The sequence below is a fragment of the Paenibacillus sp. CB74 genome, assembly GCF_055687625.1.
This window is the reverse complement of record NZ_CM146009.1, coordinates 4,933,202-4,951,809: the sequence shown is the minus strand read 5'-3', so window position 1 is coordinate 4,951,809 and position 18,608 is coordinate 4,933,202. Positions and strand designations below refer to the sequence as shown.

Sequence of the window (18,608 nt, the reverse complement as noted above, 5' to 3'; positions counted from 1 at the left end):
GGTAAGAAAGGGGAGAACAAAGAATGCGTAAGTTGAGTGAAGTGTTGGTCAAGTCGGGCGCAGAAATCTATCGGGACATTATTTCAGTGGCTCTGTACAGTGTCGTTAGCTCCATCGTATTGGTTCCCATTCTGATGTTTGCTCCGCTGCCGATTGCGGTGATACTTCTGGCCTTGATATATATGCCCCTCCTGTTCGGGGTCTGTTATGCCATGCATCACAGGCTGGAACGCAAGGAACGCCGCAATGGGCTTAAGGATATCTGGCTCGGAACGGTGAAGGGAATAATCCCGGGAGGATCAGTGGGTGTGCTTTTCGCAGTGCTTGGTTTCATTCTATGGTCAACCTGGTGGTATTACGGTGGACAGGGTGGGATTACAGGTACAGCGGTAGGCGTATTCCAGACGTTCTTTGTTCTAATGGCTGTGATGTCACAGTTCTATACCTGGCAGCTTGTTTTACAAAAAAACATGGGCATCCTTCAGGCGATGGGGGAAAGTGTAAAGCTGTTCTTCCGTCACCCGGGGTACACGATGAGTGCCTGTTTTCAGGCCATGTGCCTGACTGCTTTGCTGATGCTGACTGTTGTTGGTTTCGGAGCACTGTTTGGAGGTATGTTTGCTATCTATCAGCATAAGGTGGCTCTCAATGTGCTGGAGCCTGAAGAGGAACCTGTCGTAACAGGCGGCAATGATCACCAGCATACAGGGTGGATCAGCCAGGGGAATGTGTAATGAGCCAGATGAATGGAACCGGGCAGATGCCGGCTGTAAAAACGGGAGTTGACCTTCTGTCGAGAGGGTTATCGCATCCATGGTTAACAGGTGCTCGAATCGGTCTAATTACGAATCCGACTGGAATTACAGCGGATTTTGTATCGACCATAGATGTGTGCGCGGGACTGGCTAATGCCGAGCTTACAGCGCTCTATGCCTGTGAGCACGGACTGGATGGAGAACTTCAGGCGGGTGTCAGATTCGGAGACATGCATCATCCACGTCTGGACATTCCGGTGTTCAGTCTGTATGGGGATCACAAGAGACCTACGCCTGCAATGCTGGCAGGAGTCGATACGGTCCTGTTTGACATTCAGGATGTGGGCGTCCGTTATTACACGTATGCCTCAACCTTGTTCCATATGATGGAAGCCTGCGCTCGATCAGGCAAACGAATGCTGATTCTGGACCGTCCCAATCCATTGGGAGGGGACGTCGTGGAGGGCGGTGTGCTGAACGCTGGGTATGAATCACTCGTGGGTGCCTGGCGTGTACCTATACGTACCGGATTGACGGTAGGTGAACTCGCCCTGATGGTCAACAGCGAGATGGATGTACCTTGTGAATTGGACGTGGTTGCCATGGAAGGATGGCAGCGCGCTATGGAGTTTGCGGATTGTGGGCTTCCCTGGATGCTGCCCTCTCCCAATATGCCCACGCTGGACAGTGTGAGGGTATATGCGGGTACGTGCCTGTTCGAAGGCACGAATGTATCGGAGGGCAGGGGCACGACCCGCCCATTCGAGTGGATTGGGGCACCCTGGGTTGAGGGGAAGCGTTTGGCGGAACGATTTCGGGAATACAAGCTGGAAGGTGTGCATGTGCATCCAGTGTACATGTCGCCAACATTCTCCAAACATACAGGTGAACTGTGTGGTGGCGTAAGGATCTTTGTAACGGACAGCAGGAAATTCCGGGCGGTAGAGACGGGGCTAGTGCTTTTGCATGAACTGGTGTCACTCTATCCGGAGCAATTCTGCTGGCTGGAGCCGCCTGAGCCGGGTTCGAGGTACTTTATCGACCTGCTAGCAGGGGGGAAGGTCGTCAGGGAGACCATTCATGACCGTACGGAATTCGTTTGTTTAATGGAAGCGTGGAAGGTACAAACAGCAGAATGGAAGGAGCGGCGAAAGCCGTTTTTGTTATATCCATAAACGGATGTTGGTTATCGGAGGGAGGCATGAAATGAGTGGGCAAAAAGAGTTATACCAGTCTCGTCTGAAACAGATGACCTTGCGCGAGAAAGTCGGGCAAATGCTGCTTTGTGGCTTTCATGGCACTGAAGCAGCTGGCGATGTGGAACCCTTTCTTCGAAAGTATCCAATCGGTGGCGTGATCTATTTTGCGCGCAACGTAGAGTCGCCAGAGCAGGTAGAGCGGTTATCGTCGGGGCTACAACAGATTGCCAAAAGCAGCGGTCATGTGCCGCTCTGGATATCCATTGATCAGGAAGGTGGCATGGTAGCTCGAATTACTGAAGGAATCGCTCTGATGCCTGGACAAATGGCCATCGCCGCTGCCGGTTCCATCGACGATGCGTATCAGGCGGCATATATCAGTGGGTTGGAGCTGAAATCCATGGGCATTAATATGAACTTTGCTCCAGTACTGGATGTGAACAATAATGCGGCCAATCCGGTCATTGGTGTACGATCATTTGGTGAATCTCCACAATCCGTTGCAGAATATGGGGCCAGAACCATTGCGGGAATACAGGACGCCGGGATTGCAGCGACAGCCAAGCACTTCCCGGGGCATGGGGATACGGACACCGATTCTCATCTGGACCTGCCGATCATCACTCATGATCGTGATCGGGTAGAGCGCCTGGAGTTGATTCCCTTCCGAGCCGCCATCGCCGAAGGTGTCGATGCCATGATGTCAGCGCATATTTATTTCCCTGCATTGGAGCCAGAAGGTCTGCCCGTAACGCTATCCCAAACCGTATTAAGCGGTCTGCTTCGCCAGGAACTGGGTTATGAGGGCATGATCGTGACAGATTGTATGGAGATGGATGCCATTGCGGTGAACTATGGCACGGTCGATGCAGCTGTGATGGCGGTAGAGGCCGGAGCGGATCTGGTATTAATTAGCCATACGTCCAAACTTCAGGCAGAGGCATTTGAAGCGTTGCTAGCAGCTGTGGAGAACGGACGGATTAGCGAAAGTCGTATCGATGAATCAGTGACCCGCTTGCTGATGTACAAGGTGAAACATGGGTTGCTGGAGAATGAATTGCACGGTGCAGGCGATGAGGAAGTGATTAGTACATTCTCAAATATGTCCTCCCCGGATTCATCAAAGGATCTTTCACATTCCGGCGCGTCTGAGCGCAACAGTTCATTACACCAAGAGGTTGCCCGCCGAATTAGTGAGAACAGTATTACGCTGGTACGCGATCAGCTGAATATGCTGCCTTTGAAGCCGGAACGTACGCTGGTCATAACGGTTGCCACGTCCGTGACGACGATTGCAGACGAACAGCTGAGTCAGACGTTCACCTTGGGCTCAGCTTTATCCAAGTATGGTCTGGATGTTGTTGATCGGGTGGTTACGCCCGAGGAAGTTGCCATTCGTTCCGCACGTCTGCTTCAAGCAGCGGAAGAGGATGGGGTTCGACAGATTGTGGTAGGTACCTACAATGCGGGAAGTCCTTCCGGTGATCCACAGTGTCGACTGATCGGCTGGTTGCAGCAACTGGGCAAGCCATTGGCAGTGGTGGCATTGCGAAGTCCCTATGATCTGCTCGCGATTCCGGGTGCACAAGTCTATGTAGCGGCTTACGAGAGCCGGCCACTTGCCATGGATAGCGTTGCTCAGGCGCTGATGGGACACATTCCTTTTGCAGGGAAGCTTCCTGTGACGATAAAGTAGACGAATGTTGAACGAACGGATGGATGGTTGCCTGGCAATGATGAGAATGCGAGTTGCTCTGCCTTTTGCAGGATGGGAAAGAGATGAATGTTGGTTGAGTGAAGTGGAATCATGGGCCGTAAAAATAAAAACATATGCAGAGCAAAGAGACGATCCTTGATAGGACCGTCTCTTTGTTATGTGTATACAAATAATTATACATTATTGCAATTGCAGTGCTTGGGCTGTCTTGGTTTCAACTTCATCCAAAAGTGAAGTCATGTCCATACCTGCGTGGTTACCAAGCAGGATAATCGTGATATCATCGGACAGATTACGTGAAAAGGCTGTAGCGAACCCGCCGCCACTACCGTTATGGAAGACGGTACGGTTGTTGCCGTTCTCTTTGAGAATCCAGGCGTAACCATAGTTTTTATCGGAGTATGGCTCATACATCTGTTCAATTGTATCCTGGCTTAGAATCTTGTCCGTATACAGTGCACGGTCCCATTTCAGCATATCGTCTACTGTGGAATAGATGGTGCCCGATCCGGATTGAGAAACATAATAAGGAGCAGTTACCCAGGCGTTATCTTGTTGAACAAAACCACTAATCGTATGCACTTTACGGGAAGCCTCTCCCGAATTTTTCATGCCAAGTGGCTTCAGTATCGTCTGCTGCACATAATCGGCGTAACTCATGCCGGATACCTGTTCTACGACGTATGCAAGCAGAACATACCCGCTGTTGCTGTATAGATATGCACTGCCTGGTTCAAACTTCAGCGTTTTGTGGCGAATCTCTTCTACAGTCTCTTCCATGGAAGTTCCTTCACCCCGACCAAATGCGGATGGCAGACCTGAAGTCTGGGATAACAGCATATGCAGTGTGATCTGATCTCCCTTAGGAATGCCGGAGATATACTTGGAGATTGGATCTTGCACATTAATCTTACCTTCCTCCACGAGACTCAAAATGGACGCGGCCGTGAAGGATTTGCTCAGCGATGCGATTCGGGTCTTCTGATCCGGACGATTCAGCGTCTGTTCATCGGCAAGGCCGTAGCCTTGTCTTAACAGGACTTCACCATCGCGGGCAATCAGCGCCATACCTGGATAGTTGATCTCGCGCAGATACGTATCTACGCTGGCAACTTCGCTGTTCAGCAGGCTGACTTGATCCGTGACCATATTCACGCTCATCTGACCCGTGGCTGTTCGTTGGACCTTAATGTCTGCCTTGATTGCATTGGCCATGGCCCGGACAGGCACCATCAACGTACCGTTAATGGTACGTGAATTCACACCTGTAGCAAGATCAACCTGATTTACCCTAATGGAATTACTGCCAGCCTGATGCACCAGCTTGTCTTTGCCAACGGTAATGGTAGCTGTCTTGGTGTGATTATCCCATTTCAAGGTGCCTTTAACGGATGTGACGACATCCCGCAATGGAACAAACGTTGAGCCTTTGATGATAAGTGGTGCGTTCCTCCAGGATTGCTGCTCACCATTCACTTCAATGTGAACTGATTGCGTTGTCTGGGCTGCGGCTGCCGTGATACCGGCTTGTCCCAGAATCGGGCCTGCGCACAGGATGAACGCTAACAGGATACGAAACATGGATGAATATACTGTGGAAACAGGTTGTTGCATGTGTGACTTACGTAAGATGTGAATCCTCCCCTTCCAATCGTTTCATGAATAGACAACTTATGAGCATTGTAAACGATCTCGCCTGGAGGGTCAAAACGATTAACGGATATAATTCATATCATCTGATCAGATTATTTAGATTAAATTTGTACCAATTTAGTATATATACATAATATTTTTACAGCAATTGTCCGATAAAAGGATGGGTGAAGATTATGATGGGGGATAGTTAAATGAAGAAAAGGATTCGAAACTGGTTTACTTTAACCGTAAAAAAACGCCTGATCGCTGCATTACTCCTGTTCCTGATTGTACCGAGCATTACCGTCGGTTGGTTGTCTTATCAAAAGGCTGCTGACCAGGTTAAGCAGGAAATTATTCGTTCCGCTCAGGCCAAAACGGAAATGCTTAGTCTGCAGATAAATCAAATGTTGGAAATGGAGAAGGATAACGCGGCACAGATGGCGGCGGGTATGACTTCAAACGATATTATTAATCAATCCCCTGCGCTGCAAAGGCAGATGGATCGGATGTCTCAGAGTCATAAGGAATTGGGTGTACTCACCGCAGGTGCGGAAGATGGCAGCTGGATGAAATCCCCACAATCCGAGGAACAGAATTATGATCCTCGTGAACGTTCATGGTATAAGATGGGCATGTCTCAGGATGTACCTGTAATCTCGGATACCTTCCAATCGGCTTCTACGGGTGAATGGGTTGTGACCGCAGCGGTCAAGCTGGCTGACGGCAAAGGGGTATTCGGGGCCAATGTCAGTCTCAATCATCTGAAAGAATCCGTTGATCAGATTCGCATCGGTAAAGAGGGAAAACTGTACATGCTGGATAACGGGGGTAAATTCCTGTTCCATTATAATATTGAATCCGGTACACAATCAGATGAAAGCTATATTAATGAAATGTATACGAAAGACAGTGGAACCGTGAAGTATACATATGAGGGTCATGAAGTGGAAGCAGTGTATTTCACCAATCCGGTGACAGGCTGGAAAATTGTTGGCGAGATGGTTCCTTCGGAAGCAACGGAAGCCGTCATGCCTATTCTGATCCGGTCAATTACGATCGTGGCATCTGCAATGGTTATCGGGTTGATTCTGCTTGTTTTTATTATCCGCAGCATTCATCGGCCATTACTACAACTAACACAGGCAGCATCGCAAGTAAGTGCAGGCGACCTAACCGTTCGTGTAGGCTTGCAGCGCAAGGATGAGTTCGGACAGCTTGGAGAGAGCTTCGATATGATGACGACTTCACTGCGTAGTGTGCTTGGAGAGGTGCATGATACTTCAAGCCAGCTGGCAGCATCTTCTGAAGAGCTCATGGCAAGTTCCGAGCAGACATCCAAAGCTACAGAGCAGGTTGCTGAACTGATGCAGGATGCAGCTGCAGGAACAACTTTGCAGAACAATAGTCTCGCTGCTACAGGCCAACTCGTTGGAGAAATGTCCATTGGAGTCAAAGAGATCTCATCCAGTGCTGAGGACACCGCTCGTATCGCTCTTGATGCTTCCACCAAGTCGGAAGCGGGTATGGTTACCGTGGAAGAAGCGGTTACCCATATTCAGCAGGTGAATGACGAGAGCAAGGCCATGTCTGTGGTCATTGAGGATCTGCGCGCGAAAAATGAAGAGATTCTTGTGATTGTGGCCGAGATTACGGCTATTGCCAAGCAGACGAACATCCTCGCATTGAATGCGTCCATTGAAGCTTCAAGAGCTGGCGAGCAAGGAAGAGGATTCGCTGTTGTAGCCAACGAAGTGAAAACATTGGCTCACAGTTCAGGCGCTTCAGCAGAGCGCATTAATGAGCTTATGCACGAGATGCAGGAGAAAACCAATGCAGTGCAATCGACCTTTGCCCGTACGGGAGAAGGTATGGTGAAGAGTTCGCAGATGGTTACCGAAGCGGGCGAAGCATTCCAGAACATTCGTACTGCGGTTCAGTTGGTGGCTGCACAAGCTGGAGAAGTATCCGCCGCTTCCCGTCAGATTGATGGCGGCATGAGTCATATCAACAAGGCGGTAAGTGATACAATGGTTCTGTCGGACAGAATTGCCTCTGGAACGGAAGATGGATCGGCGGCAGCTCAAGAGCAACTGGCCACAATGGAAGAGGTTGCAGCATCTTCGGCAGCATTGTCACGTATGGCTGAAGATCTACAAAGCATGATTGAACGGTTTAAGTTGTAACAGTGATGATACTGGAACAATAAGTGAAGATACATGTTTAGGGAAGGTGCTGAAATGCCCTTTCTGCGATGAGACTGCAGGGTTACGACCCTGCGGTCTTTTTTTGTTAAACAAGGGGTGACCGTGATGTCTTTAAACACAGAGTCTTTTTCAAAAATGTTGACATACTACAAACGAAGTAATAATATGTCTATAAATAAACAAACATAAATATATTAAGTTAAATATTATTCGGTTGAAATGACCATGACAATAAAAGGAGTTTTACCATGAAATCATCAGAAACCTGGTTGCAAACCGCTTCATTGGAAGAGATCAAGCGTGGTTATCTGGAGGAAGGTCCCGTCTATGTATGCGTCTGCTGTGGATACAGGACGGAAGCGGGGATTATCTACCCCGAAGAAGGGGTGCTCTATGAGGCAGCCCGTTATATGCGTGTGCATATTGAAAAGGTGCATGGGTCAGTATTTGAGTACTTGCTGGAGCTGGATAAAAGCGTAACCGGATTGTCTGATGTCCAGCGTGGTTTGCTGGCTCAGTTTCATGAAGGCAAGAAGGATGCTGAAGTACAGAAAGCCCTGGGTATTGGGAGTGCTTCCACGATCCGGAATCATCGGTTTGTATTGAAGGAGAAGGAGCGGCAGGCCAAGATATTCCTGGCATTAATGGAACTTCTCAAAAGCAAGGATACCCAGGCTCCAGCCGAATGGGTGTCACCGGTGACAAGACATGAGCATACGATCCATCCTGGCTCATTTGATATTACAGAACAGGATCGGCAGAAGGTGCTGAATAAATATTTTCCGGAGGGTACTGGCGGTCCACTGACGACGTTTCATATGCAGCAAAAGCATAAATATATCGTGCTCACCGAGATAGCCAAACGATTCGATCCAGAGCGTCAATATTCCGAAAAACAGGTCAATGAGCTGCTGAAGGAAGTTCATGAGGATTACGTGGAAATAAGGAGGTATCTCATCGACTATGGTTTGCTCAAACGTGAGTCAGACGGCAGTCAGTATTGGTTGGGAAGCCGCGCAGATGAACAGAGTGCCGGAGATGGAAAACAGGAACGCAAAGAAAAGGGGGAGCAGGAGAAGATGAATCGTCGCAAAGAATTGCAGGAACAGGCGAAGGAAGTCAAAACGGAAGCAGGTGTCTACCAGATTCGGAATGAACGTAACAACAAAGTCTATATCGACAGCACGCTTAACTTGAAAACCATTAACGGACAACGGTTTATGCTACAGATGGGTAGCCATCTGAATCGGAGGTTGCAGGCTGAATGGAATGAATATGGAGAAAATGCGTTTGTGATCGAAGTCTTGGAGACATTGAAGCCAGATGATAACCCATATTACGATCCCAAAGATGCACTCGCCAAATGTCTGAACCGTTGGTTTGAACAGTTAGAGCCTTATGGAGATCAAGGGTACCACGGAGATAAAAAGCCATCTGCTGAATAAGCGGGACAGGTTCCTCTCTAAAATGCCTGACCTATTATAACCCAAAGCCCCTTTGCCAATATGATGGCAAAGGGGCTTTGGGTGTTACAGACTACCTATTATATAAGTTGAACTAAATCTTTTACACGATAACGATTACAGCTTGAATTGTTCCACCAGCTTCTGCAGCTTGTGAGCCAGATGAGCAAGGGAATCAGCAGAGGAAGATATCTCCTGCATGGAAGCCACTTGCTCCTCCGTAGCAGCGGAGATGTTCTCTGTTCCATCGGCATTGGTTTCCGATATCGCGTGGATCTGATCAATGGATTGCACTACTTCGGCTGTACTTGCAGACATCTGCTGTGAGGCGGCTGCAATGTTCTCAAGCTGATGATTGACGACCCCGACAGCCTGACTAATCTGGGCAAAAGCTTCATCTGCAAACTGAACAGCACGAATGCCATTGCTTACATCCTGTTGCCCGATCTGAACATTGTGATTGGCCAATGAAATCTCCTGTTGAATCGCTCCAACCATCTCTACAATCTTCTGACCGGACAGGCTGGACTGTTCCGCGAGCTTGCGAACTTCGCTGGCAACAACGGAGAAGCCACGTCCATGCTCACCTGCACGTGCTGCTTCAATAGAAGCATTGAGAGCAAGCAAATTGGTTTGTGCAGCGATATCTGTAATGACAGATACCATCTCACCAATGGATGTGGAATGCTGTCCAAGTCGTTCAGCAGTATCCGCCATACCTTGTACAAAGCGACTAACGGAACTCATCTCGGATACGGCCGTCTGCATGGTTGCATTTCCTTTATCCGCGAGCTCACTGGCTTGCATAGCAGCTTCGGATACTTGCTGTGTGCTGTTCGTTACCTGCCCCACACCTCCAGCAAGCTCATTCATCTGCTGTGCCGTATGCTTCAGGCTGCTGGTTTGTTTCTCAAGTCCAGCTGCAGATTCTTCCGTGATCAGGGCAACTTGCTCTGTGGCTTTGGTTGTCTCGGATGAATTGACTGCCAACTGTGTGGAAGAGGTGGTTAACTCGTCAGCCGTGTGTCGCACGTCCTGAATAACGGTTCGCAAGGATTCACTCATCTTATTGAAACTGGTGCTCAGCTTGCCGAATTCATCCTGTCCCAATACAGCAACCTCAATGGTCAGATTACCATTACTAATCTCGTCAGATGCCTTCACCAAGCGATTCAGCGGTTTGGTGATGGATTGCACAATCCAGAATATAATGATGGAGCTTACAGCGATCGCAATCGCAATAACGATAAGTGTGGTGTACAAGATAGGCCGGACAGATGCCGTTACTTCACCACTATCAATGACACCGACCACGGTCCAGCCTGTCGTTTCATTAGTGGAGAAAAAGGCGTGTTCCTGGTTTCCGTTTAGCGTATAAGTCAGACTTCCGTTCTTCTGTGCAAAAATATCTTTATAGGGTTCCATGGTTCCTTCGGTTCCCGGTTTTTCGGTAGGATGTACAATGATTTTGTTGGCATTATCAATGATATAGACATAACCCTTCTCACCGATCTTTGTGGAATTAACCGTCTGGGAGAGGGCCTCAAGCGAAAGACTTACAGAGACGACACCGTGTCCATCTGCCGAGGTCTGAGCTACCGAAGCAACAACATTGCCGGTATTGCTTGATATGTAAGGGGTGATTACGGTAGGGACATCCTTGTTCTGCGTAGCAGCCTGATACCACGGGCGTTCGCGCGGGTCGTATCCTTCTTTGTTCACCGCAGTTACAGGGGAGTTAATATACACGCCTTGATCCGTGCCGATGGAGGCAAGTTCCACGTCATCATGGGTTTCCTTATACGCGTCAAGCAAGGTACGTATGGTATCCGTCTCGTCACCTTGGTTCGGTCCAACATTGCCTGCATCCAGCTGACTTGCCAAGAAATCAACATTCTTACGTGTTGCGCCAATGATCTGATCAATGGTCTGGTTGAGCACAGTAACATTGCTAATTGCGTTCTCATACATTTTCTCTTCGACCTTGGCCTCGGCGGTTTGGAACGAGATAATGCCCAGACTGATTGTGGGAATGAGTAGAACAATGGCAAATGACAGAATCAGTTTCTCTCTCATCTGCAGCGTTCTCCTGGCCCTTTGTTTATTAATCTTCTTCATACACATTCCCCCTCTGTGTAACCCATCCCTATGTCTGGTGGACAAGTCAATCTGGTAAAAGATAGTTCATTCCATCCTTTCCAGATGTTTCTGGTGCTATCGTATGACAAAATTCGAGTTTATTCAACATTATTTATGAGTTTTATGAAAATATTTTTCGGTTTTATAGGTATTTAGAATTACATCTGTTCTATAAAAAGAATCTGTCTCTCCCTTAGTGCACATCTTGTGGTATATTTCTAAATTAATGTGAAATGAAATTTTGCAAATTGCGAAATCCACAAGGCATGTAAATGATCATGTTGAATACACAAAGAAGTTGTTTTCATGAAGAATGGACCTAGATGGATCTACATCCATATATATCGGTTGATGGAGACAAAAATTGGAGAGGGGTTGTACCGCAGTTGGACCAAAGTACATTACAGATATCTGGACAGGAGAACATGAAAGAGGTCCAGGATCATGCTACATTCATGCAGGGGGTCAAAGATTGTATCCCAACCTTGCTTGGTTATTTGAGTATAGGTTTTGCAGCGGGTGTCATTGAAATGACCGCAGGTCTGAGTCTGGCGGAAACGGCGCTGCTCAGCCTGATTCTATATGCAGGATCGGCCCAGTTCATTGCGGCGGGCATGCTCGCATCGAATGGGTCAGCAGTAGCTATCATATTCACCATATTTTTTGTGAATCTTCGTCATTTGCTGCTCAGCGCAGCTGTATCACCGTATTTTCGGCATCTGACCCCGCTTAAAAATATGTGGATCGGTTCATTGCTTACGGATGAGTCTTTCGGCGTGGCAATGACACGGGCGATTGGTAGGGAAAGGCTTAGCGAACGGTGGATGCACGGTCTGAATATTACCGCTTATCTGAACTGGTTCGTGGCTAATATGGCGGGAGCGTACTTTGGACGCTGGATCACCAATCCGGAACGACTGGGTCTGGATTATGCCCTGCCAGCGATGTTTATTGGACTGGTTGTACTCCAGTTGGTGCATCGTAAAAACAAAAAAATACATATCAATGTGGCGATCATCGCTGTGGTCTGTGTAATCTTCGCCAGCATGGCTTCACTAGGCAGCATGAGTATCATTGTGGCTGCGGTCATTGCGGCAACGTTGGGAGTGTTCATGGAACGATGGAAGTAAGATGGGATGTATTCTGGATTATTATGGGGTCGGCGCTGTTAACATTTATCCCGCGTGTACTGCCACTGATGCTGTTCAGCAAGATACAGATTCCCATGTGGTTGTTGCGTTGGCTGGAGTATGTACCCGTAGCGGTCATGGCAGCATTGATTGGTCAGGAACTGTTCATGTCGGACAACCAGTTGGTGCCGATTACGCATAATGCAGCTCTGTGGGCTTCCCTGCCGACGATTGCAATAGCGATCTGGACACGCAGTCTGCTTGGAACCGTACTGGTCGGTATTGTGGCTATGATGATCTTGCGATACTGGATCGGATAATAGCTTGGTTGTATTATAACATCCGGTAATTCCTTCGCCTGATCGGTTAATACTGTTCTATAAAGGATAGATAGTCTATCTGAGCGAAGGGAGCTGGATTCATGAGTAAACTGAAGCGCAAGCTGTTAATTACGGGAGCTGCCGGAGTCATTGGTCGCAGTCTGTTGGAGGGGCTGAAAGCCAAGGGTACGTATGATATCGTTGCAGCGGATCTGCGTGAGGATGAGGAAGCTGGCATTGTAGCCATGGATGTGACAGATGGAGAACACCTGAAAGAACTGATGAAAGGGGTTCACACGGTTCTGCACATTGCATGGGCTAAGGATGAGGAAGATTTTCTGGGCAAAGTCCTGCCAATCAACGTAACCGGGGCCTACCATGTGTATGAAGCAGCACGGTTGAACGGTGTTCAGCGAGTGATCTTTGCAAGTTCCAACCATGCGACAGGATTCTATCCTACAGGTGAGGATATTGAAGTGGACGATCCGTACCGACCAGACAGCTTCTACGGACTTAGCAAATGTTATATTGAACTGCTGGGACGTTATTATGTCGACAAATATAATCTGTCCTCCTTCAATATTCGGATTGGAAACTTCTCTGGTGATACATACCCGCACTCGCAGCGCTCGGCTCATATTTGGATCTCACCAAGAGACATGGTTCAGCTCGCTGAATGCTGTATTGAAGCGGATTCGGATATGAAGTATTTGAATCTGTACGGGACTTCAGCGAATACAGACAATTACTATGATATTGGCTATCTGGCTCAGAAGATTGGATACATTCCACAGGATGATGCGGCCGAGCTGTGGGAAGAGGCAAAACTTAGGGGCGTACCCGATAAACAGGATGAGACCGCCTTTCAGGGCGGAGGCCACGTGGAGAAGGAACCGAAGGATTCTTAAGAAGGCGACACTTTGTGATGAAAACGCTATTTTCTATTGTAGCCGAAAGGGATAAAATGGAGACTGAGGTGTTCAGTGTTTCCATTTTGCACAAGAGGAAGGAACGATTTCAATCATGAGTACAAGTCCATCCGTTATATTGTTTCAGGGAGACTCGATTACAGATGGGGGAAGATCACGCAATGATGATCCGAATCATTTTCTCGGACACGGATATGCGTATCTGATCTCCAGCAAACTGGGTATGGAACTGGCGGGCAAACATAAGACCTTCTATAACAGAGGCATCAGTGGGGATCGGGCATCTGATCTGTACGCACGCTGGAATGAGGATACCATTAGTCTAAAACCGGACCTGATCAGCATCCTGATTGGGGTGAATGATGCTTGGCGCACGATGAATGGTGAACCTAGCGGGGTAACGGATCGTTTCGGACGAGCATATCGCCATTTGCTTGAAGAAACACGGGAAGTGATGCCGGATACGGGGCTGGTTTTGATGGAACCGTTTATCCTGAATACCGGAGCGACCGCTGAGAAATGGGATGCTTGGGAAGCGTATATCGGTCAATATCAGAAACTGGCTCAAGGTCTTGCGGAAGAATTCGGAGCGGTGTGGGTGCCATTGCAGCAGACTTTTAATGATGCTCTGAAGCATGCGGATGCAGCGTACTGGTTATGGGATGGCGTCCATCCAACCGCGGCAGGTCATGAGCTGATTGCACGCCAATGGTTGTCTGTTGTACAGAATTCTCCGCTTGCAATTGTGTAACAAACAACGGACAGTTGCGATATGGACAGCAGCATTAAAGGGTTTCAGGATTAGTTGAAGATATACAATAGTTAAGAATATGAGATAGCTATCAAAAGCCTGTGTTGACAGGCAGAATGCAACGGAGAACCTGACGAGGGTTCTCCTTTTTTTTTGGTTTTGGAAGGAGAAGGGCATAACGCGGTGGAAAGGATTCTAATGGATAATTCTTCAAAAGTGCTATCATATCCGGTAAAATGAAATCGATTACATTATAATATATAGGTATGACAATCCATTAACGAAGAGTGGTGAATCCAGTGGAAGATTCCATTCACGAAGTCGAAAATGAAAATATAAACCAACGTGGAAATGAGAGCAAAGCAGCAGGCTCCCTACGTGCCGACAGACTTCGAGAGCAGTTGCTCCGACCTGAATTGGCTACGTTATACACGGACTTGAAGGCTTATGGTGAACGCGCCTTGTTGGAACCCTTGCCCTCCTTGTCGTTCCGTCTATATCGCCAGTTCAGTGATACGGGTGAGCGGAAGGCTTATGAGCAGGCTTATTTCGATCGAAGGGGCAGGCTGGCTGCTGTGGCAATGCTCGCATTGGATTCGGCTAGGCCGGATGCGCTGCAAGCACTGGAGGAAATGTTGTGGAACGTGTGTGGTGAGTATACGTGGTGTTTGCCCGCACATCTCGGGACGGGAGAGGTCGATCAGGTGAATGGGAACATCGATCTGTTCGCCGCAGAGACGGTACATATGCTGGCAGAGATGGTGACGATTCACGCCGAACGACTGGACCCCCTTGTCATAGAGCGAATCAGGTTCGAAGCAGAACAGCGAATCTTCACTCCGCTTTACCGGGATCAACGGAAGTTCCACTGGCAGACAGCGGATCACAATTGGTCGGCGGTCTGTGGTGGCTGCTGCGGCATGGCCGCATTGTTGCTGCTCAAGGATGAGTCCACAATAAGGGAATCAATCTCCCATACGGTCAGCTGTATGAACGCATTCCTGAGTGGTTATGGCGAGGATGGCGGCTGTGCTGAAGGCATTGGATATTGGGTATATGGATTTGGTTATTTTACCTATTATGCCGAGATGCTTCGTGAGTACAGTAAGGGCGAACTGGATCTGCTGACGGGTTCCAAAATCGCAGCCATCGCAGCCTTCCCGCTGCGAGTGCATCTTTCGGGCGGCACATTCGTGAACTATTCGGACAGTGCGGAGCAGGAAGAGATTCCTTCCGGATTACTCTCGCTGCTCGTGTCCCGGGTGGGGTTGCAGGTAGATCTGCCGCTTCATATTCCACTGCTTACCGATGATCCCTGTCATCGCTGGGCACATCTAGTGCGGAACGTAATGTGGAGCAATCCGGCAGTATATGGTGATGAAGGAGCCTCTGGACAGGTTGAACGAGGATTTATTTTTCAAAATCTGGGCTGGATGGTTGCGAAGGGTGTGCTTTATTCTCCAGGTAACCAACGTTCCAGCGGCGCGCCCCTTCATGTGGCTGTTTCCGTTAAAGGCGGACATAACGATGAACCTCACAACCATAATGATCTCGGTCAGTTCATTATCCATTGCGGGGGTGAGAATATCCTGTGTGATCCGGGAGCAGGGTTGTATACCCAAGCGTATTTTGCACCAGGCAGAGAGCACCTGTTCCACATCTCGTCATCCGGGCATAACGTTCCGCTCATTGAAGGCCAGGAGCAAAGCTCGGGCCGGCAAGCGCAAGCCCATGTGTTAGAGGCAAGACTGGCAGCGGATAGCGGTGAGCTGAATACAACATTGGATCTGACATCCGCATACCCTGGAGCTGCTTCACTGGCTCGTTATACACGTCAATTTCATTGGAAGATGGCTTCTGAAGGTAGCGGGAGTGGGGCGGAATTGCGTCTAATTGACCGTTTCCAATGGAAGAGCAGGATGGTGCTTTGTACAGAACGATTCTCTTCGGTGGACGATTCAGATGCAGGATGTTCGAGCGTAGTGGAGCGCTGGATGAGCAGAGTACAACCTGAGGTGGTGAAGAGCGGTAACCTTCGCTGGCAAGGTGTGCATGGAACGGTCCATATGACGTATGATGCGAACCAGTGGCAGGTTTTTACGGAGGTTATGAACACAGTTGATCATGACAATGTTCCCGTCACATTCTATCGGACGTCACTATCATGGATAGGGGCAGTGGGCGACAGCGATCATGGGATCGAAGGTGATGCCCCACTTGAAACGGTATGTGAGGTACGCTTCATCATTGAACCGAAAATGGGAGAAACCGAGGTGAGCATGCATGAGTGAATATACATCTGTGTCCACGTATCCATGGAAAGATGAACTCAAACGTTACCGGACGTTGGCAGAACAAGCGGGCCCCGCTCCGGCAGACGGCTGGAATCAGGATCGCAAACTGGAACTTGTGGAGAGTATTGTGCGCGCTTACACCCCGTATCAGGACAGCGATGGTGCAATCATCGATCCGTTCTCGGGTGTCGAGAGATATTACTCTACACCAGCGTATGCGATGGCTGCGGCGGTTCTGGTTGACGCCGGACGTACAGATCTGCTTGACTCCGCAGCAGCAGCCCTCTCTCAGAGCATTGATGCCGTGGTCAAACGTAGCGCACCTGACAATCACCCTGATTTTTATCCGGTACTTATGATGAGAGCTTACATGTTGTTGAAGTCACATCTGCCAGAACAAGCCAAGATCTGGGCTGAAGCACTCAAAACGATCGATCCTGAACAAGATTATGTATTTACAATGAGCAACATGAATAATCCCAATCGCATGATTAACTGGAACGCCATTATGATCTCTGGTGAATATCTGCGGTGGCATGAACAGCTGGCAAGTGAAGATACAGCGTGGATGGATCGCTATCTGGAAGCCTATCATCTACCCCGATTTACGGCACTTGGGTTGTATCAGGATGGACCGCTGGACCGTCCGAATTGTCCATTTTCCTATGATATTGCCACCCGTTATCACCTTGGAGTGATGCTTGAAGCGGGTTACGAGGGAGCCACTGCCGATAGGTTACGTGAGCAGCTGCGCCATGGTGCCTTCAGCTCGCTACTGACGCTCTCGCCGTTAGGTGAGATTCCACCGCGTGGTCGCAGCTCTCAGCACCAGTGGAATGAAGCGGCCGCCGCTTATGTATGTTCTACACATGCAACGCAGGCTCTGGAGGCGGGAGATCCGGTGATGGCTGGTGCTTTTGCACGTGCGGCTAATCGGTGTTTTGCCGCTGTAGAGCGTTGGAAAATGGATGATGGGCGCCTGAAAATCGTGCGCAATGAATACGCGCCAGAAGATCGCCACGGGTATGAGATCTATACCAACCACACGTGTTACAACCTGTGGACAGCATCAGCACTGGCCCACGCCTGTCTCAGTGATCCGGGAGACCAAGTGAGCCAAGTGTACCTTCCTTCCGAGGTGGGCAGCCGAGTGTTGCAGACCGATGGGTGGTTCGAAACCGTGATTGCATCCGTACCTGGTCAGCAACTGGTAGTACACACAGCGATGAATGATCCGTATACGATCCCTGGTTTGGTACGAATTCAGCAGACGGGGTTACCTGGTCTGATTGGTCCGTCCGCTGCCAGCCATGTGCAGGCCGGATTCACGGAATTTGCCGAAGGGGTGGTCCGTCCGCTCAGCTATTGTCCTGCCTGGAAGACACCAGATGGGGTATGGCATAGCCTTGCAAAGGGTATTCCATCGGGTGGTGCGTATGATCGGGATGTTGGATTAGACCCTGCTCAGGGAGGTGGGTCAATCGTGTATGAAAAAGTGGGCAAGGATACGTCGAATCAAGTAGAGGGACATTTGGCGGAAAGAGCTGCGGAAGAGGGGATAAACGCCTCAGGGAATTCTTTTGCTGTGACATGGGTTGGTCCCTTGCCTGGTGTTGAAACCTTGCGCACTCATTATGTGCAGCAGGCAGACTTGCTGACCATAACGTATGAATTCCAAGGTGAGATTGTGGCGGCAGGTGCACTCATCCCGTTGATGTTCCATGATGGTCGTGAACAGGCGGTGATTACCCATACGGATCAAAGTGTGCGCACTACGTATCGGGGGGCATATGTCGAATCTACAGCGCTGGATCAGGAAGCCATTATTCATCTGGAGGATCAGGTCGTGGCTTCCCGTAATGGGTTGTTGAAAGAAGCACGGATTGAAGTGAACGGAGCACGTAGTCTGACCTTTACGGTCCGATTGGGTGAGGTTACACAGGAAGCCGTTTAGGTCGAGGATCATTAGATCTGAAACATCGCAAAACACTCGAAGCATAGTTAAACGTGTTATTCGTGGATGATTGGTGATATTTAACTGATCGATATTGTAGTGACGGCATAAGACA

13 protein-coding genes are annotated in these 18,608 nt (G+C 49.0%); 11 read left to right on the top strand and 2 right to left on the bottom strand.

Annotation, left to right across the window (positions count from 1 at the left end; all coding sequences use genetic code 11):
- Positions 1 to 23 precede the first annotated feature (23 nt).
- Genes ACX9NY_RS21795 through nagZ form a run of 3 tightly spaced genes read left to right on the top strand, consistent with a single transcriptional unit; the run spans position 24 to position 3,650 of the window.
- Positions 24 to 734: a hypothetical protein gene (locus ACX9NY_RS21795; protein ID WP_472475041.1), complete on the top strand. Its 711-nt coding sequence runs from the start codon at positions 24 to 26 to the stop codon at positions 732 to 734.
- A complete protein-coding gene (locus ACX9NY_RS21790) occupies positions 734 to 1,930 on the top strand; it encodes an exo-beta-N-acetylmuramidase NamZ family protein (RefSeq protein WP_472475038.1) in 1,197 nt (398 codons plus the stop codon). Before ACX9NY_RS21795 ends, ACX9NY_RS21790 begins: the two co-directional genes overlap by 1 nt.
- Positions 1,931 to 1,961: 31 nt before the next feature.
- Complete coding sequence (gene nagZ, locus ACX9NY_RS21785) at positions 1,962 to 3,650, top strand: beta-N-acetylhexosaminidase (protein ID WP_472475036.1); 1,689 nt, start codon at positions 1,962 to 1,964, stop codon at positions 3,648 to 3,650.
- A gap of 201 nt (positions 3,651 to 3,851) precedes the next feature.
- On the opposite strand, the gene ACX9NY_RS21780 is transcribed toward nagZ, so the two are convergent.
- Positions 3,852 to 5,285, bottom strand: a complete 1,434-nt coding sequence (locus tag ACX9NY_RS21780; protein WP_472475035.1) for a serine hydrolase — start codon at positions 5,283 to 5,285, stop codon at positions 3,852 to 3,854.
- 233 nt (positions 5,286 to 5,518) lie between these two features.
- Between ACX9NY_RS21780 and ACX9NY_RS21775 the strand changes: the two genes are divergently transcribed.
- The gene (locus ACX9NY_RS21775; RefSeq protein ID WP_472475033.1) at positions 5,519 to 7,492 is read left to right on the top strand and encodes a methyl-accepting chemotaxis protein; all 1,974 of its coding nucleotides are present in this window, start codon (positions 5,519 to 5,521) and stop codon (positions 7,490 to 7,492) included.
- A gap of 269 nt (positions 7,493 to 7,761) precedes the next feature.
- Positions 7,762 to 8,958, top strand: a complete 1,197-nt coding sequence (locus ACX9NY_RS21770) for a DUF2087 domain-containing protein (RefSeq protein ID WP_339239176.1) — start codon at positions 7,762 to 7,764, stop codon at positions 8,956 to 8,958.
- A gap of 135 nt (positions 8,959 to 9,093) precedes the next feature.
- On the opposite strand, the gene ACX9NY_RS21765 is transcribed toward ACX9NY_RS21770, so the two are convergent.
- Complete coding sequence (locus ACX9NY_RS21765; protein WP_472475031.1) at positions 9,094 to 11,052, bottom strand: methyl-accepting chemotaxis protein; 1,959 nt, start codon at positions 11,050 to 11,052, stop codon at positions 9,094 to 9,096.
- A gap of 488 nt (positions 11,053 to 11,540) precedes the next feature.
- On the opposite strand from ACX9NY_RS21765, the gene ACX9NY_RS21760 reads away from it, so the two are divergent.
- The 6 genes from ACX9NY_RS21760 (at position 11,541) to ACX9NY_RS21735 (ending at position 18,493) form a co-directional block, all read left to right on the top strand.
- Positions 11,541 to 12,245: an AzlC family ABC transporter permease gene (locus tag ACX9NY_RS21760; RefSeq protein ID WP_472479378.1), complete on the top strand. Its 705-nt coding sequence runs from the start codon at positions 11,541 to 11,543 to the stop codon at positions 12,243 to 12,245.
- Positions 12,236 to 12,565, top strand: coding sequence for an AzlD domain-containing protein (locus ACX9NY_RS21755; protein WP_472475028.1), 330 nt, complete (start codon positions 12,236 to 12,238; stop codon positions 12,563 to 12,565). The genes ACX9NY_RS21760 and ACX9NY_RS21755 overlap by 10 nt, the downstream gene beginning before the upstream one ends.
- Before the next feature lie 110 nt (positions 12,566 to 12,675).
- Positions 12,676 to 13,473 carry an NAD-dependent epimerase/dehydratase family protein gene (locus tag ACX9NY_RS21750; protein ID WP_472479376.1) on the top strand — a complete coding sequence of 266 codons (798 nt, stop codon included), beginning with the start codon at positions 12,676 to 12,678 and terminating at the stop codon, positions 13,471 to 13,473.
- 115 nt (positions 13,474 to 13,588) lie between these two features.
- Positions 13,589 to 14,245, top strand: coding sequence for an SGNH/GDSL hydrolase family protein (locus ACX9NY_RS21745; protein ID WP_339239179.1), 657 nt, complete (start codon positions 13,589 to 13,591; stop codon positions 14,243 to 14,245).
- 299 nt (positions 14,246 to 14,544) lie between these two features.
- Positions 14,545 to 16,536, top strand: a complete 1,992-nt coding sequence (locus ACX9NY_RS21740) for a heparinase II/III domain-containing protein (RefSeq protein WP_472475025.1) — start codon at positions 14,545 to 14,547, stop codon at positions 16,534 to 16,536.
- Positions 16,529 to 18,493: a glycosyl hydrolase gene (locus tag ACX9NY_RS21735; protein ID WP_472475023.1), complete on the top strand. Its 1,965-nt coding sequence runs from the start codon at positions 16,529 to 16,531 to the stop codon at positions 18,491 to 18,493. The genes ACX9NY_RS21740 and ACX9NY_RS21735 overlap by 8 nt, the downstream gene beginning before the upstream one ends.
- Positions 18,494 to 18,608: the final 115 nt, after the last annotated feature.

What these genes read in the sequence shown, in the direction of transcription:
- ACX9NY_RS21795 (WP_472475041.1), top strand. Translation starts at nt 24, where the DNA reads ATGCGTAAGTTGAGTGAAGTGTTGGTCAAGTCGGGCGCAGAAATCTAT.
- ACX9NY_RS21790 (WP_472475038.1), top strand. Translation starts at nt 734, where the DNA reads ATGAGCCAGATGAATGGAACCGGGCAGATGCCGGCTGTAAAAACGGGA.
- nagZ (WP_472475036.1), top strand. Translation starts at nt 1,962, where the DNA reads ATGAGTGGGCAAAAAGAGTTATACCAGTCTCGTCTGAAACAGATGACC.
- ACX9NY_RS21780 (WP_472475035.1), bottom strand. Translation starts at nt 5,285, where the DNA reads ATGCAACAACCTGTTTCCACAGTATATTCATCCATGTTTCGTATCCTG.
- ACX9NY_RS21775 (WP_472475033.1), top strand. Translation starts at nt 5,519, where the DNA reads ATGAAGAAAAGGATTCGAAACTGGTTTACTTTAACCGTAAAAAAACGC.
- ACX9NY_RS21770 (WP_339239176.1), top strand. Translation starts at nt 7,762, where the DNA reads ATGAAATCATCAGAAACCTGGTTGCAAACCGCTTCATTGGAAGAGATC.
- ACX9NY_RS21765 (WP_472475031.1), bottom strand. Translation starts at nt 11,052, where the DNA reads ATGAGAGAGAAACTGATTCTGTCATTTGCCATTGTTCTACTCATTCCC.
- ACX9NY_RS21760 (WP_472479378.1), top strand. Translation starts at nt 11,541, where the DNA reads ATGAAAGAGGTCCAGGATCATGCTACATTCATGCAGGGGGTCAAAGAT.
- ACX9NY_RS21755 (WP_472475028.1), top strand. Translation starts at nt 12,236, where the DNA reads ATGGAAGTAAGATGGGATGTATTCTGGATTATTATGGGGTCGGCGCTG.
- ACX9NY_RS21745 (WP_339239179.1), top strand. Translation starts at nt 13,589, where the DNA reads ATGAGTACAAGTCCATCCGTTATATTGTTTCAGGGAGACTCGATTACA.
- ACX9NY_RS21735 (WP_472475023.1), top strand. Translation starts at nt 16,529, where the DNA reads ATGAGTGAATATACATCTGTGTCCACGTATCCATGGAAAGATGAACTC.